Source organism: Clostridium punense (assembly GCF_017874425.1).
GTDB lineage: Bacteria > Bacillota > Clostridia > Clostridiales > Clostridiaceae > Clostridium_J > Clostridium_J punense.
In genome coordinates this window covers 71908-87058 of record NZ_JAGGLL010000014.1, presented here as the reverse complement: position 1 = coordinate 87058, position 15151 = coordinate 71908, and the positions used below count along the sequence as shown (strand labels likewise).

Annotated in this window: 10 protein-coding genes; 8 read left to right on the top strand and 2 right to left on the bottom strand. The window is 29.8% G+C overall.

Annotation, left to right across the window (positions count from 1 at the left end):
- The first annotated feature begins 27 nt into the window (after nt 1–27).
- The 3 genes from J2Z44_RS10290 (at nt 28) to J2Z44_RS10280 (ending at nt 3633) form a co-directional block, all read left to right on the top strand.
- Nucleotides 28–672, top strand: coding sequence for a hypothetical protein (locus tag J2Z44_RS10290; RefSeq protein WP_021281514.1), 645 nt, complete (start codon nt 28–30; stop codon nt 670–672).
- Between the two features lie 265 nt (nt 673–937).
- Nucleotides 938–2017: a ribosome small subunit-dependent GTPase A gene (rsgA, locus tag J2Z44_RS10285; protein WP_021281513.1), complete on the top strand. Its 1080-nt coding sequence runs from the start codon at nt 938–940 to the stop codon at nt 2015–2017.
- Nucleotides 2018–2385: 368 nt separating this feature from the next.
- Nucleotides 2386–3633 carry a S41 family peptidase gene (locus J2Z44_RS10280; RefSeq protein WP_021281512.1) on the top strand — a complete coding sequence of 416 codons (1248 nt, stop codon included), beginning with the start codon at nt 2386–2388 and terminating at the stop codon, nt 3631–3633.
- Nucleotides 3634–3733: 100 nt separating this feature from the next.
- Here the strand turns inward: J2Z44_RS10280 and J2Z44_RS10275 are convergent, their stop codons facing one another.
- Nucleotides 3734–5668 (bottom strand): YgiQ family radical SAM protein, encoded by a 1935-nt coding sequence (locus J2Z44_RS10275; protein WP_209649548.1) that lies wholly within the window; start codon nt 5666–5668, stop codon nt 3734–3736.
- 754 nt (nt 5669–6422) lie between these two features.
- Here J2Z44_RS10275 and J2Z44_RS10270 point away from each other — a divergent pair.
- Nucleotides 6423–7688, top strand: a complete 1266-nt coding sequence (locus J2Z44_RS10270; protein WP_209649547.1) for a magnesium transporter — start codon at nt 6423–6425, stop codon at nt 7686–7688.
- Between the two features lie 68 nt (nt 7689–7756).
- Here the strand turns inward: J2Z44_RS10270 and J2Z44_RS10265 are convergent, their stop codons facing one another.
- Entirely contained in the window at nt 7757–8794 is a 1038-nt protein-coding gene (locus J2Z44_RS10265) for a M42 family metallopeptidase (protein WP_021281507.1), read from the bottom strand.
- 153 nt (nt 8795–8947) lie between these two features.
- On the opposite strand from J2Z44_RS10265, the gene J2Z44_RS10260 reads away from it, so the two are divergent.
- The 4 genes from J2Z44_RS10260 (at nt 8948) to J2Z44_RS10245 (ending at nt 15150) form a co-directional block, all read left to right on the top strand.
- Nucleotides 8948–10282: a VanW family protein gene (locus J2Z44_RS10260; RefSeq protein ID WP_209649546.1), complete on the top strand. Its 1335-nt coding sequence runs from the start codon at nt 8948–8950 to the stop codon at nt 10280–10282.
- A gap of 367 nt (nt 10283–10649) precedes the next feature.
- Nucleotides 10650–11600 carry an AAA family ATPase gene (locus J2Z44_RS10255; protein ID WP_021281504.1) on the top strand — a complete coding sequence of 317 codons (951 nt, stop codon included), beginning with the start codon at nt 10650–10652 and terminating at the stop codon, nt 11598–11600.
- Nucleotides 11593–12759, top strand: coding sequence for a DUF58 domain-containing protein (locus J2Z44_RS10250; protein ID WP_209649545.1), 1167 nt, complete (start codon nt 11593–11595; stop codon nt 12757–12759). The genes J2Z44_RS10255 and J2Z44_RS10250 overlap by 8 nt, the downstream gene beginning before the upstream one ends.
- Nucleotides 12760–12783: 24 nt before the next feature.
- Nucleotides 12784–15150, top strand: a complete 2367-nt coding sequence (locus tag J2Z44_RS10245) for a transglutaminase domain-containing protein (RefSeq protein WP_209649544.1) — start codon at nt 12784–12786, stop codon at nt 15148–15150.
- Nucleotide 15151: the final 1 nt, after the last annotated feature.

Here is a 15151-nt window from a genome sequence, read left to right as displayed (position 1 = left end):
AAGATTAATTTAATGGAGAGTGAGTTTTTGTTTACTTATATATATTTGATAGCTATATTAATTATGTTTATGTTAATTTATGAAGGGATAACTACCTCCTTTGGTTATGCGCCAAGAAAAATAAAAGCAATAACCATAATTGCAATGGTTTTAGTAGCCTTTAGATTTCTAACCCTGCTTTTACTATTTTTATATAATAAAATGCAATATGTTTATTTGCTAAAACCATTAATTTTCTTAGAGTTGTTTTATATGCCCATTATAATATTTATTTGCATATATATTTACTCTAGAAATGATAAGATAAAACTAAGTTTTTTTTATGTGCTATGTGGAATATTTATAGTAACATATTTTTTCCTAATAATAAAAGCTCCACTAGTTACAAATATTTCAAGTATCTATGGATATTCGATAACATTGAAAAACGGATTTAATAGCTACTTAGTACTCCTATGTATAAATACCTTTGTATTTGTTTTAGGATTTAGAATTTACGGCTTTAAATATTCAAATAAACCCGGGGTTATTATGGTTATGGCAGCAGCCTTTATAACGGTAATATCCATTATTATTTCTGTGCTTCATGCTGAGTTTGTAGGTGTCATTATTCTGGGAGAAATATGCTGGATGATGACTTTGGACTATGGATTAAGAAAATTTAGGAAATAACTATTGTAAATTATTTCAATAGATGGTAACATATAAATATATTAGAGAAATTGAGAGGAGTGATGTAATATGAAAAAATTAGATATTATTTTTGTTATGACTAATTTTAATAATTACTACTCCAAGAACAGGGTGACTTATTTAACATAGTTTAAAAGTTAGATGGTAGTTTACTACGTTGTTAACATGTTTATTCAAAACCTTGGAGTAGTTAAAGACTAAGCCAGGGTATTTTTATGCCCAAAATTAAGGGAGGAAATAAACATTGATTAATAACTTTAAAAAACTATATAATTATGGATTAAAGGACAAAGTAATTGAGGAACTTGAAAGTAATTATAATAATTACTATTTGGGTAGAGTAGTAGTTGAACAAAAGGGATTATATAAGGTGATTACAGAAAAAGGAGAGATTAATAGCAGAATCTCAGGAAAACTGAACTTTGAAGGACATCAAAGAAGTAATTATCCAGCAGTAGGAGATTGGGTGGTCTTAGACAGAGAAGACTATAGAGCTGGAGAAGCTATCATCCATGGAATTATTTCAAGGGGTAGCAAATTATCTAGAAAAGCTGCTGGCGTGAAAAGTGACGAGCAGATTATTGCAGCTAATATTGATAAGGTATTTATATGTATGGCGCTAAATGGAGATTTTAACCTTAGAAGATTAGAAAGATATACAACCATTGTGTGGGATAGTGGTGCTACTCCAGTAATTGTGTTAACTAAGTCTGATTTATGTGAGGATTTAGAAATGAGAGTTACAGAAGTGAAAAATATTTCTCTAGGCATAGAAGTATTTAATATAAGTTCTCTAACTGGCGATGGGATTAGTAATGTTATAGATTATATAAAAACAGGAGAAACTGTAGCATTTATTGGTTCTTCTGGAGTAGGTAAATCTACCTTAGTAAATGCTCTTTTAGGTTATAATAGACAGGATACCAAAGAGGTTAGGGAAAGTGATAGTAAGGGGAGGCACACCACGACTTACCGAGAACTAATCCTAATACCTTCAGGAGGAGTTATCATTGATACGCCAGGTATGAGAGAGCTTCAACTTCTGAATAATATAGAAGGGGTAGAGGATTCCTTTAAAGATATAAGTAATATTGCAAAGGATTGTAAGTTTTATGATTGTAATCATAAATCTGAGCCAGGATGTGCAGTTAAAAGGGCAATTGAAGAAGGGATTATTACTGGGGAAAGATTAGAAAACTACTTTAAACTTAAAAAAGAAGCAGAGTATATGGAAAGAAAAATGAATAAAGCTTTGGCTAGCGAAAATAAAAAACAATGGGTTAAGATCAGTAAAGAAGCAAAAAGAAATAAAAAGAAAAAATAAGGAAAAAATATTTATTAGTATTGTTATTACAAAGCTAGTTTTGAAAGAAAGATGTGAATTCAAATAGTATAAGGCCTAATTTATCGAGGGGGTTTCTTCATAGTTTATAAGAACTAATTATAAGCTATGAGAACCCTTTTTGTTTTGAATTAAACTCTATTACGAATTAAATTCTAATAAATAAGTTTTAACAATCTCAAGCATTTTACTACAATAAAATATATTCATAAACATTTTACTTTTATATTGAAATTTAGTGTAAGTTATTAGGATTTTAGGTCAGTAAAAGATTTTTTCTATGATGTATATAACTTCGCTAAAGAGAATATATTTCTGTATCAATAAAAGTTTAAAGGTGGGTACGGAGAATGACAAGCAGTAAAAACCTAAAGAAAATGATTAGTATAACATGTATAATAATACTAGCTTTATTACTATTATTGACTTTTAAGGATAGTAAGTACTCCCCGGTTGGACAACTTACCTACGAAGAGAAGTTTCAAGATAGCAAGTACCTATTAGAAGTTATAACTAACATTTACCCCTACTTTGAAGAAGATGAAAGGAGTCAACATAATGACTTTTTAAAGAGAAAAAACGAATTTATATATAGAATCAGCAATACCAAGAACGATGAAGAATTCATACTCAATATAAAAGAAGTACTTGATTCTTTATACGCAGGCTTTGGAAAAATAACTCCTTTAACTAATGTTATGGGAGAAAGTTATTATAAAGATATAGACTATGTACCAATAACTACAAAGGATTATCAGGATTTATATGAGAAGCTAAATTATTGGAAGAAGATTTACAAGAATAAAATACAGGATAATGAAAGAGATACATCAATAGGTAGCAATGATAGCAACTTACTAAAAAACAATAACTCTTCGTTTTTTAGTATTTTAAAAGAAGGAAATACAGCAGTATTAAATTTTAGTGCAATGGAAAGTTACGAAAAACAATGGAGAAATGAACTTGAAAGAAATGCGGACATGTTAAATAGTTATGAACATTTAGTTTTAGATCTAAGGGGAAATAGATCTCTAAAGGGCTATGAAAGGCTATTGAATTTTATTATTAAAACTCCTAGGGACGCTAATTTATATAAGGTTTTTGCAAAAAATAAATATAATGAAAATCACTTAGCTTTTACGAGAAATTATGAGTTTTACAACTATAAAGCTATATATGAAAAATACACTGAACCAATTAAAAATAAGTTTTCATCTGAGAAATTTAATGTTTATGAAACTTATAATCTTAAAGGTGAAAATACTGAAAAATATAAAGGAAAGGTTATAATTTTAACTGATGAAAAAGAAGTGTCTGTGGACACAATGATGTTATTAAGTTTAGTTAAGGAAGAGAACTTAGGAACCATAATGGGAACAAATACTATAACTTGTAGTACTTTAACTAATGAGGAAGGATTCTTATTTATCTTACCCAGAAGTAAACTACCTATACTAGTAAGTAATTGCAAGTTTGTTGATGACTCAGGAAATTCTATTTTGAATAAAAAGATAATTCCCGATGTTTTACTCAGTACAAAAAATTATAAGGAAGACTTAATGAATTCTAGTAGTGATTTGGAGATAAGTAGATATTGAAATTAGGATTATCTGCTTAATAGTTTTATTAAGCAGATAGAAAACAATTAATACTATTAGAAGTTTTATCGATTGAGAGAATAATAAAAAGTAGCAGAACTTATCTGCTACTTTGTTTTTTTACATGTTTACTATTTTTTGTTGATGAAGTTCTAGAGATTTTAGATACTTCTTTAGTAGAAACTGTTTTATGACTTTTCTTATCTTTAGTCTTGAAACTACTAGTGGCTTTAGGAGGAGTTGGAGTGATTAAACAGCGTTTATCATAACCAATTAAATCCTCTCTACGAGCTTTTACTAGGGCGTCTCTAACTAAACTATGATTTTCAGGATTTTTAAATTGCATCAAAGCTCTTTGCATGTTCTTTTCCCGCTGATTTGTTGGAACATAGATCTTTTCTTTGGTTAATGGATTTATTCCAGTATAATAAATTGTAGTAGAAAGGCTTCCAGGTGTTGGATAAAAGTCTTGCACCTGTTCTGGCATATAACCCATTGTGTTAATATACTCCGCTAGTTCCACAGCAGCCCTCATATCACTACCGGGATGGCTGGACATAAGGTAGGGCACAACAAATTGGTTTTTATCCAATTTCTTATTTATCTCAGAATACTTTCTCTTAAACTTTTCATAAACTTCTTTTGAAGGCTTTCCCATCTGCCCCAAAACTTTATTACTAATATGTTCAGGTGCTACCTTAAGTTGACCACTTATATGATGTTCACAAAGCTCTTCAAAAAACTTAGTGTTTTTATCATGGATTAAATAATCATATCTTATACCTGAACGTACAAAGACTTTTTTTACCTTTGGAAGGGTACGAACCTTTCTTAGCAAGGATAAATATTCAGTATGATCTACTATTAAATTTTTGCAAGGCGTAGGGAACATACATTGTCTGTCTTTGCAAACACCATGCTTTTCTTGTTTTTTACAAGCTTTATGCCTAAAATTTGCTGTTGGCCCCCCTATATCATGAATGTATCCTTTAAAGTCATTGTCATCAGTAAGAAGTTTAGCTTCTTCAATGATGGAATTCTGACTTCTATTTTGTATTACTCTACCTTGATGGTAAGTAAGGGCACAGAAGGAACAGCTACCAAAGCAACCTCTATGACTAGTAATTGAAAATTTAACTTCATTTAAGGCTGGAATCCCCCCCATAGCTTCATAGGAAGGATGATAAGTTCTTGTGAAAGGTAATTTATAAACTCTATCCATTTCCTCAGTAGTAAGTGGAAACTGAGGTGGGTTTTGGACAACATATCTATTATCATAGGGCTCAATTAAAGTTTTTCCACGAATAGCATCCTGTTCCTCTGATGCTATTTTATAACTTTCAGCATAGGCTGCTTTGTCAGTAGTAATCTCATCAAAACTTGGCAGCATTGCATAATCCTTTAAGGAGGATATGTCTTTAGTTACATAGGAAGTACCCCTAATTGACGTTATCTTCGAAACGTCCATACCATAACTTAGAAGGTTTGCAACTTCAATTATAGGTTTTTCACCCATACCATATATCAATAAATCCGCTTTGGAGTCTAAAAGTATACTCTTTCTAATTTTATCATCCCAATAATCGTAATGAGCAAATCTTCTCAAACTTGCCTCAATACCACCTAGGATTATAGGCACATCTTTATAAGCTTCTCTTGCTCTGTTTGAATAAACAGTTACTGCTCTATTGGGTCTAAAACCTGATTTTCCTCCAGGAGAATATAGGTCATCTCTTCTTTTTTTCTTAGCAGCAGTATAATGGTTAACCATAGAATCAATATTTCCAGAACTTATCAAAAAACCATACTTAGGTTTACCAAGTTTTTTGAAATCATCTGTATTATCCCATTTAGGCTGAGCTATTATACCTACAGTAAAACCTTGGTCCTCTAGCAATCTTCCGATGATTGAGGTGCCAAAAGAGGGGTGATCAATATAGGCATCTCCAGTTATTACAATAAAATCAAGTTGACTTATTTGTCTTTCTTTCATATCCTCTTTACTCACTGGTAAAAAGTTTTTATTTATATTCATGTAAACACCTCCTGTAGGAGACTAAATATTATTATTTTGGTGTAAGTATTTAAAAATCCTATGGCAAAACTATAAAAAATAAAGGGTTTTTAAATTAAACTTTATTCTTTTGGGCAATATAAATATCTTAACATATGGGGACTTAAAGTCAACAATAACTTCCACAGGAGCTTAGGTTGGTAGTTTTAGTTTCTTAGTGTGATTTGTAGAAAAATTAGTATTATATAATAGCCTTAAAATAGATTATCCTTAAACTGTAATATAAATAATGATTTATATATTTACATAATATAACCCTTTACATTTAAATAATTCATGTGAAAATCAGTTTTTCTGAAGGCTTAATATGAAATCTATGAATATAAATGTGAGTATAGTAGAGTATTTAAAAATTTTATATTTTGGTTGAAATTTAAAGGATTTACTAGATAATCAGAATAGTTCTTTGAAAATTCAATATAATATGGTCTAGTGAATAAATTTGAACATTTTTTAAATAAAATAGTTACAAAATCAGTTTTTTCTACTATAATGATTATATAAATATAATGAAGTTTATATGTCCAGAAAAGGAATCTGAACATATAAAAACAATTTAAATTTTGGGTGGTGAGTTTTAATGGATGGTGGCCCTCCAATGAGAGAGTCGAAAAGGTTTTTAAAATTAAATATAGGTGGAGGAACACTATTATATTTTAAAACTATTAAGTCTTAGTTTTTTAGTTGTTCCTTCACATGATAGGGAGGAATAACAATGGAGAAACTAAGGGAATTTCACTTAAGCAACCTTTTAAACAAATACGTCTATGATGAGTTTGAAGATTGTATTGGGAAACTTCAGGATGTATATGTGACTACAGAAGGTGGATATCCAAGAGCTATTGGTTATCAGATAAGAAAAGGAAGAGATATATATAATTTTGAGTTTCGAGATATTGATGTTTATAAGCATAATGGAAATTGTTTAATTAAAGTTAGACAAGTAAAAGATATAATTCCTAGAAAATATTCTTATCTTCTATCTAAGAATCTGTTAAATAAACAAATTGTTGATATCAACGGTAAAAAAGTTGTTAAGGTGACAGATTTAAAGCTAGTTAAATGCAATGGGGATATTAAAGTTGTTGAAGTAGAATCAGGAGTATTAGCTACAGCAAGAAAGTTGGGCTTTGAGAGCGGTGTTAAAAGGATGTATAGCCTATTTGGTAAGGATCCAAAGGAAAATGTTGTTACTTGGGAAAGTGTGCAATCTCTTGAAATGACAGAACATAGCCTGCAGCTTACAACTCCTTATAACAAGTTAAGTCAACTTCACCCTGCAGACATTGCAGAAATTATTGCTGGTCTTTCACCGGAAGATCGAGTTAAGGTAATAGAAGGACTTGATAATGATTTGGCGGCGGATACCTTAGAAGAGTTAGACAAGGAAATTCAGCAAGAAATATTAACATTGTTAAGCGAAAGCAAGGCTAAAGAAATTTTAGATCTTGTACCAAATGATGAGATTGCTGATATATTAGATGAATTAGATGAGGAAATAGCAAATAAAGTACTGATTAATATAAATGATGAAGATGAAAATGAAATTAGAGATTTAATGAAGTATGAAGATGAAGTTGTAGGTAGTATCATGAATCCAGATTTTATTTCCTTCAATATAGACATAACAGTGGCTGAGACTATGAATATTTTAAGAGAATTAAAGCCAGAAGATGAGGTTTCTCATTATATTTATATTATTGATAAGGATGAGAGATTACAAGGCTTCGTTTCTTTGAGAGATTTAATATTATCTGAGCCTAACAACAAGTTGAAATCTATTATGAATACAAAAGTATTTAAAGTGAAGGATACTGATGAGATTGAGAAGGCTATTGGGTTAGCTGTTAAGTACGACCTTTATTCCTTGCCTGTTGTAGATGAGGAAGATAAGGTTTGTGGAGTAGCAGTAATGAATGATATTATAGATGAAATATTATCCCCCAGCTGGAAGAGAAAAATTAGAAGGTCAAGTCAATAAAAGATTGCTAGGAAGATTTATAATAAATATACAAAAGCGTAGTGCTATGCACTACGCTTTTAAATTTATTATTCAATTACATACTTAACTATTAAATCAACAGTAGCAAGTACTGAGTCCATATGAGTTCTTTCATAACCATGTGAAGCAAATATTCCAGCACCTATTAAAGCTGTTTTGATATCATAACCAGCTCTTAAGGCTGCTGAAGCGTCAGAACCATAGAATGGATAAACATCGATTCTATATTCAATATTATGTTTTTTGCAAAGGTTAGTTAACTTAACTCTTAGGTCTAAATCATAAGGGCCTGAAGAGTCTTTAGCTGCAATACAACAAGCATATTCAGTAGAGTTTTGATCAAGTCCTGGACATCCCATGTCTACAGCGATAAATTCTTTGGTTTTTTCTGGAATACATGCACAAGCACCATGACCAACTTCCTCATAATTACTAATAAACACATTAATTGTATTAGGAAGTTCAATTTTATTTTCAACAATATATCTTAAAGAATAAAGAAGAATTCCAACACTAGCCTTGTCATCTAGATGTCTAGATTTGATATATCCACTTTCAGTGAATTTTGTTCTTGTATCAAAACATATGAAATCTCCAACATTTATTCCTAAATTGATTACATCTTCTTTTGAGAAAACTTTTTCATCTAAAACAACTTCGTAGTTTTCTGCAACTCTTTTTAATTCTCTAGCATCTCCACCACTAATGTGAACGGATGGTTTAATTGTTTGAATGGTTCCTTCAAAAGTTTTACCTTCCGCAGTTTCAATAGTAATATTTTCACCCTCAACTGAAGTCATCATAAATCCACCAAGTTGAGTTAGAGACAGTCTACCGTTACCTTTTATTCCTGTTACCATAGCTCCTAAGGTATCCACATGAGCAGAAAGTGTTTTTTGATAATCATCATTTTTACCTTTTATTGTAGCAACTACTGCTCCTTTATTAGTAGTAACATAAGAAATATTTAATTTGTTTAATTCCTCTCTTATATAATCCATTATTCTAACAGTATAACCTGTTGGGCTTGGAATAGTTAATATGTTTTGCAAGTATTCTTTAATTTGGTTTGAATTATAGTTCATATAAACACCTCTTTTGATTATTTTAAAATATAAAATATTTTAAATATTACATATTGATATTATATTATCATAAATTTTCTCTAAGTAGTAGTGCAATTTTATAATTTTGAGTGTTTTATATTCATATAATTGTAAAAATGGAGGGGATTTTTAATGGGAAAAAAGAGGCTTAGCTTAGTGTTTGTAACACTTATTTTATTTATAATTTTTTCATTAACTATAATAGGTATGAGAATAAAAAAATATGAGAATCTCATCTACCCTGGAGTATATATAGGGGGAATTTATGTTGGAGGATTAAGCAAGGTAGAAGCAGAAAAAAAACTAAGCAATGAATTAACTAATATAATAAGAAGCAATGAAATTACAATTAAAATTGAAGACTTTTCCCTGGACACAAATTACAATGAACTTGGTATAAGCATTAATTGCAATAAAGAAGTAGATAATGCTTTTAGTTATGGAAAAAAATTAAGCTTTATGTATAAGCATAAAGCAATTCATTCTCCTAAGATTATTCATTTTCAACCCAAATTAATTCTTAGTGAAGATAGACTTAAAAAAGTTATTAAAGATATAGATGAAAAAGTTAAAATTCTAGCTGTGGATGCGAAAATTAAGAGGGTTAATGGGTCATTTAAAATTACTCCTGAGGTTGTTGGGAAAAAATTGAACACTATTCTGCTTATAAAGGATATAGAAGAAAAAATTAATGAAAATTTACAAATTCCTATAATTGTTCAAGGACATATTGAAGAGGAAATCCCAAGGGTAACAGAAGTAGAACTTAAGTCTATTGATGCGAAGATTAGTTCTTACAATACTACTTTTAACACTTCTACTTTAGCGAGAAGTAAAAACATAAAAATAGCATCAGAAACTATAAATGGAACTCTTTTAATGCCAGGAGATGTCTTTAGCTTTAACAAAATTGTTGGAAAAACTACCATAGATAAAGGATATGAAAATGCAAAGGTCATAGTAGGAGATGAGTTTGTAGAAGATATTGGTGGAGGTGTTTGTCAAGTGTCTACAACACTTTATAATGCAGTAATAAGAAGTGATCTTACAGTGATAGAAAGAAGAAATCATAGTTTACCTATTTCTTATGTGCCCTTAGGACAAGATGCAATGATATTTTATGGATACTCAGATTTGAAGTTTGTTAATGATACAGATTTTCCAGTGTTTATTGAAGGTAATGTAAATAACTATAGTGTGAATTTTAACTTATATTCAAATGTGGACTTGACGGGTAGGAACTATAATATTGAAAGCAAAATTATAAATACTATAAAACCAGAGATAAAAGTTATATATGATGAAGAACTAGAACCTGGAGAGACAATTGTGGAAAAGGAAGGTAAACCTTCCTATATAGTAGAAGTTTATAAAACTACCTATATTAGCAACTCACTATTAAAAAAAGAGTTAATATCAACTAGCAGATATAAGGGAATAAATAAAACGATAAGAGTTGGAAAATGAAAACACAGCCTAAATATGATTCTGCATATTTAGGCTGTGTTTTTTTATTGATAGTTAGGAGTTAGTATCCTTTATTTAGATTAGCAAGAAAATCAATCTTTTAAACCAAACATTACTAGTAAAGTTATATTGCGAAACCAAAAAGATGAAAACTTTTGAATTATGTAAAAAGTGAAGTATTAGAGAATGATAATTACAATTTTTAGAAATTGTGATATTATTATTTTATATAAAATGTGATATGATTTAGTTATACATTTTTTAAAAAGCCATGGTAAGTTTAAATTTATAGAAGTCAAAATAGTTTGTTAAGAATACTAAATAATTTGATTTCTTGATTATTAAGCGTTGAAGGGAAGGGATTAACATGAATAATAACTTAGAACTTGTTGAAAAAATAGTTAATAATGTAGAAAAAGTTATTATAGGAAAAAGAAGTGAAATTTATAATATTATGAAAGGGGTAATAGCTGATGGGCATATCTTAATTGAAGATGTACCTGGGGTTGGGAAAACCACTTTAATTAAGGCTATTACAAAGAGCCTTAATCTCACATTCAGCAGAATTCAGTTTACACCAGATTTGCTACCTTCAGATATTATTGGAGTATCCATTTATAATGCTAAAAATGGTGATTTTGAATTTAGGAAAGGTCCCATATTTGCAAATGTAATATTGGCAGATGAAATTAATAGAACTTCGCCGAAAACTCAGTCTGCACTTTTAGAAGTAATGGAAGAAAAGCAAGTTTCTGAGGGTGTTAATACCTATATGCTTCAGAGGCCTTTTATAGTAATGGCAACTCAAAATCCTATAGAGTATGAGGGAACCTTCCCACTACCTGAGGCACAGCTTGATAGATTTATGATAAAAGTAAAAATAGGATATCCTAGTGAAACAGATGAAGTTTCAATTTTAAACATATATAGAGAAGAAGAGCCACTGGAATCTCTTACAGCGGTTGCTACAAGAGAGGACATAATGGAACTGCAAAAGGTAGTTAGAAAAGTCCATATTAATAATGATCTTAATAAATACATTATAAGCATTATTAATGCTACTAGACATAATAAGAGTCTAGCCCTTGGAGGAAGTACAAGAGCGTCTTTAGCTCTACAGAGAATTTCTCAAGCTACTGCACTAATAAAAGGAAGGGATTATGTAATTCCAGAAGATGTTAAAGAAAATGTAAAATTGGTTTTGAGTCATAGAATTATACCAACCTCAAGTGCTAGAGCAAATAAGAATGATAGTGATGCTATTATTTCTGACGTATTACGTGCAATACCAGTGCCAAAGGTGATGAAATATGATTAAAATCAAAAAAACCTTCATGATCATAACTGTAGTAGCTTTGGCTTTTGCAAAAATATCTGGAGGAAATTTACCTTATGCCATATTTTATTCTTTATTTTTAGTACTATTTCTAGGGGTAATTTATGTTTATTTTACCAGTAAAAATATAGTTTCAGAAATAAAATGCAAAAATCATGAACTTAGTGTTGGAGATAGCGAAGAAGTAAGCATAAAAGTAAGTAATGATTCAATAATTCCAGTGGCTTATGTAGAAGTTGTTAATGACACCATGGTGGATATCTTAAAAAAATACCATGGAGATGCTTTTTTTCTTAATTTGAATTCCACTAAGTTCCTAAAAAAGAATGTGACTTTCAAAAAGAGGGGAATATATGATTTTGGAATTACCACAGTAAAAACTAGTGACATATTTGGAGTTTTTCAACAAGTAAAAAGATATGAAAATAAGACAGGTATTAAGGTGTATCCCAAAATTTATCAGTTAAGACCTTTATTTTTAGGTGGAAGCGAAAAGTTAGAAAATAGATTAAGTAATGAAAGTAAAGTAGAGGATTTAACCTTAATTAAGGATATTAGAGAATATAGAGTTGGAGACAGCCTTAAACGAGTTCATTGGAAGCTTAGTGCAAAACATGGGGATTTATACGTAAAGAACTATGACTATGTTTCTGGGGTTCAATGCAATTTGTTCTTAGATATGAGAAGAGAGAGTTTTTACTTTGACAATGATGGAACTAAGGAAGAGCTAATGGTAGATTTTTCAGTATCTCTGCTTAATAAAATGCTTGGAGAAGGAGTAAAATCAAAAATATTTATTTGTGGTAAAGAATATAAAAAATTTGATATTGATACTAAGGAGCAATTTCATGGATTCATGGAGTTTCTATTAACTCATAAAAGTGAGGGTGAAGGAAATTTTGTTGATTTTATTCATGGAAACTTAAATAATATTAACAGAAGAAGCTATATCGCCATAGTTACCCCGGATATTAATGGGGAAAATAAAAATGAATTTATAGACCTGAAAAGTAAGGGTTATGATATTAATATTTTTTATTACAGCCAATCCGTAGGGGTTATGGAGGACATAAATACTTTGTGCGAAGCTGGAGTTAAATGTTACAGTATACTAGAGCTGTTAAAGGATAGCCCTCAATAATTGTTATAGAAATTAGGTGAGATAATGGATAGACTTAAAGAAAAAATTATATCAATATTAATCGTTTTTATAAATTTTATTTTTTTTCTTAAGCTTATTAAGGATGGTTTGAAAATTCAAGATTTTGATTATGTTATCATATTTTTGCTTGTATTATTTGGAGTATTAATTTACTTGTTTTACACTTTTATTCTTGATAAAAAAGTTTATAAAGTAGTTTTTACGAGCATATTTATAGCTATTATTGGTGTTTTGATGTACAAGTATAAGGATATTATAACAATTTATACTACAAAGGATTTTATAAATAATATTCTTGATATTAACAATGCCTTACTTAAGGATAAGCCTACTTATTTTTATCAATATAAAAAAATGTTTTTTGTGTTAATTCCCTTACTTGTTTCATCACTTATTATTCTAAATAATCTTTGGAAAAATAGTATTATAGTATTTAATTTTGTTGCAATGGTATCTTTCTGGTACACTATATTATATTCATCGGTTTTAAAAAATATCTACTATTTTTTGGGGGTTTCTTTAGGAACCTTTGCTATAACCTCATTTTTGAAAAAGTTAAAAGAATTTAGAAGCAAGGAAATAAAAGTTAGCTTAAACATTAGACATATTTTTGTATATTCAGTAGTAATTTCTTTAATTATTGTCAGAATTACTTCTATTCTACCGCAAGATTATAGAGGTCAAAGTGTTAAAGAACTAACAGATACCTTTCAAAATAGATTTGCACCTTCAAAGAGAATAGGGAATCTTAAAAATGCACTTATAGGTGAATTTGATTTGAATCAATCAGGTTATAATGATACAGAGGTAAAACTAGGTGGCCCCATAACCTTAAATAGAAAAGAAGTTTTTAAAGTTAAAAGTGATAAACCTTATTATCTTAAAGGTACTGTTAAAGATTATTATTCAAAGAATTATTGGCTAAGTACTGAGGGAGAACCAACACCTAAGTATGAGGATTATGATTTTGAAAAAACTGGTTTAAAATCTATAGGTGAAGGTGAGGGGGATGGAGTTCTTGGGGCTACTACAAAAGAAATAGAGATATTCCCTAATGTAAACTTAAACTCAACTTCTTTTTTTACACCTAACAATGGATTTGATATTGTAAGCGATTATAAAGGAGTTTTTTATACAAAAACGCCTACCTTTATTAATGATGTAGATGTGAGAAATCCTTACTTAGTTAAATTTTTTAGCTATAAGGGGTATGAGAATTATGTGGAAGGTATTCAAAACAGACCTGCAGCAACTAATATAAAACAGGAAAATTATAAACTTCCAATTAGACAAGAAAATGAACCATATTTAAATTATGAGAAAAGAGTTAACTCTTTAGATATAAACAACTTTGAAAAGAGTCAGTTAACAAGTATTTTAGATAATTATGAAAGCTATTTCCAACTTGATTCAGAAATTTCTAGTGAAGTTTATGACTTGTTAGATAAAATCTTAAATAGCACAGGAAAAGAAAAAGAAAAACTTACTAATTACGAGAAGGCTTTAGCAATTAGAAATTATTTGACCAAAAACTATCCATACACTCTTCAAGTATCAGAAATACCAGAAGGCAAAGACTTTGTGTCTTTTTTTCTACTTGAAGAAAAGAAAGGGTATTGTACTTATTTTGCTTCTGCAACTACAATACTGTGCAGAATAGCCGGTATTCCAGCAAGATATGTTCAAGGGTTCAAAACACCTGATAAAACAGATGGTGAAGGTAAATATATTGTGACTAATGCAGAAGCTCATGCATGGTGTGAAATTCTTATAAATCCAGAAAAAGATCTGTGGGTTGTAGTAGACCCGTCGCCAACACCTACTGAATTTGAAGCTTTGAACAATTCAGCAGAAAACGGCGAAGAGAAAGTATCGGAAGGCAATAAGGAAAATGAAATTAATAAGGAAAAACCTAATAGGAAAAATCCTATGGAAGAAGAGTTAGAAGAAGATTCTTGGGACTTTAGAGCTTTTAACCTTAACTATAATTTGTTCTGTAGTATAGCTATTCCAACAACTATACTGTTATATATAATCTATAGAATTTTAAAAGTTAGAAGACGTATAAAATATGTGTACTTATCGTCAAGTGTAGTGCCTCTATATCAGTATTGCTTAGAAAGGCTAGAAACCATTGATATAATAAAACCTGAAAGTAGTGGGGATCTAGAATTTATAGAAACTGTGAGAGATGGTTCACTCAAAGAGCGATTAATGGTGCTTGGAGAGTTGTCCTATGAAGAATATTATGGCGGGATAAATAGAAATACCTCAGAAAAAAAACAAGAAATAATTTTCTTTGAGAATTATATTAAGTCTAAGGAGAAAAGATTAAGTTACTTTATGAAGAAATATTTTGGATCTAACTAAG

Coding starts and splice junctions, on each gene's coding strand:
- J2Z44_RS10280 (WP_021281512.1), top strand. CDS start 2,386: ATGACAAGCAGTAAAAACCTAAAGAAAATGATTAGTATAACATGTATA.
- J2Z44_RS10245 (WP_209649544.1), top strand. CDS start 12,784: ATGGATAGACTTAAAGAAAAAATTATATCAATATTAATCGTTTTTATA.
- J2Z44_RS10260 (WP_209649546.1), top strand. CDS start 8,948: ATGGGAAAAAAGAGGCTTAGCTTAGTGTTTGTAACACTTATTTTATTT.
- J2Z44_RS10255 (WP_021281504.1), top strand. CDS start 10,650: ATGAATAATAACTTAGAACTTGTTGAAAAAATAGTTAATAATGTAGAA.
- J2Z44_RS10275 (WP_209649548.1), bottom strand. CDS start 5,668: ATGAATATAAATAAAAACTTTTTACCAGTGAGTAAAGAGGATATGAAA.
- J2Z44_RS10265 (WP_021281507.1), bottom strand. CDS start 8,794: ATGAACTATAATTCAAACCAAATTAAAGAATACTTGCAAAACATATTA.
- J2Z44_RS10270 (WP_209649547.1), top strand. CDS start 6,423: ATGGAGAAACTAAGGGAATTTCACTTAAGCAACCTTTTAAACAAATAC.
- J2Z44_RS10250 (WP_209649545.1), top strand. CDS start 11,593: ATGATTAAAATCAAAAAAACCTTCATGATCATAACTGTAGTAGCTTTG.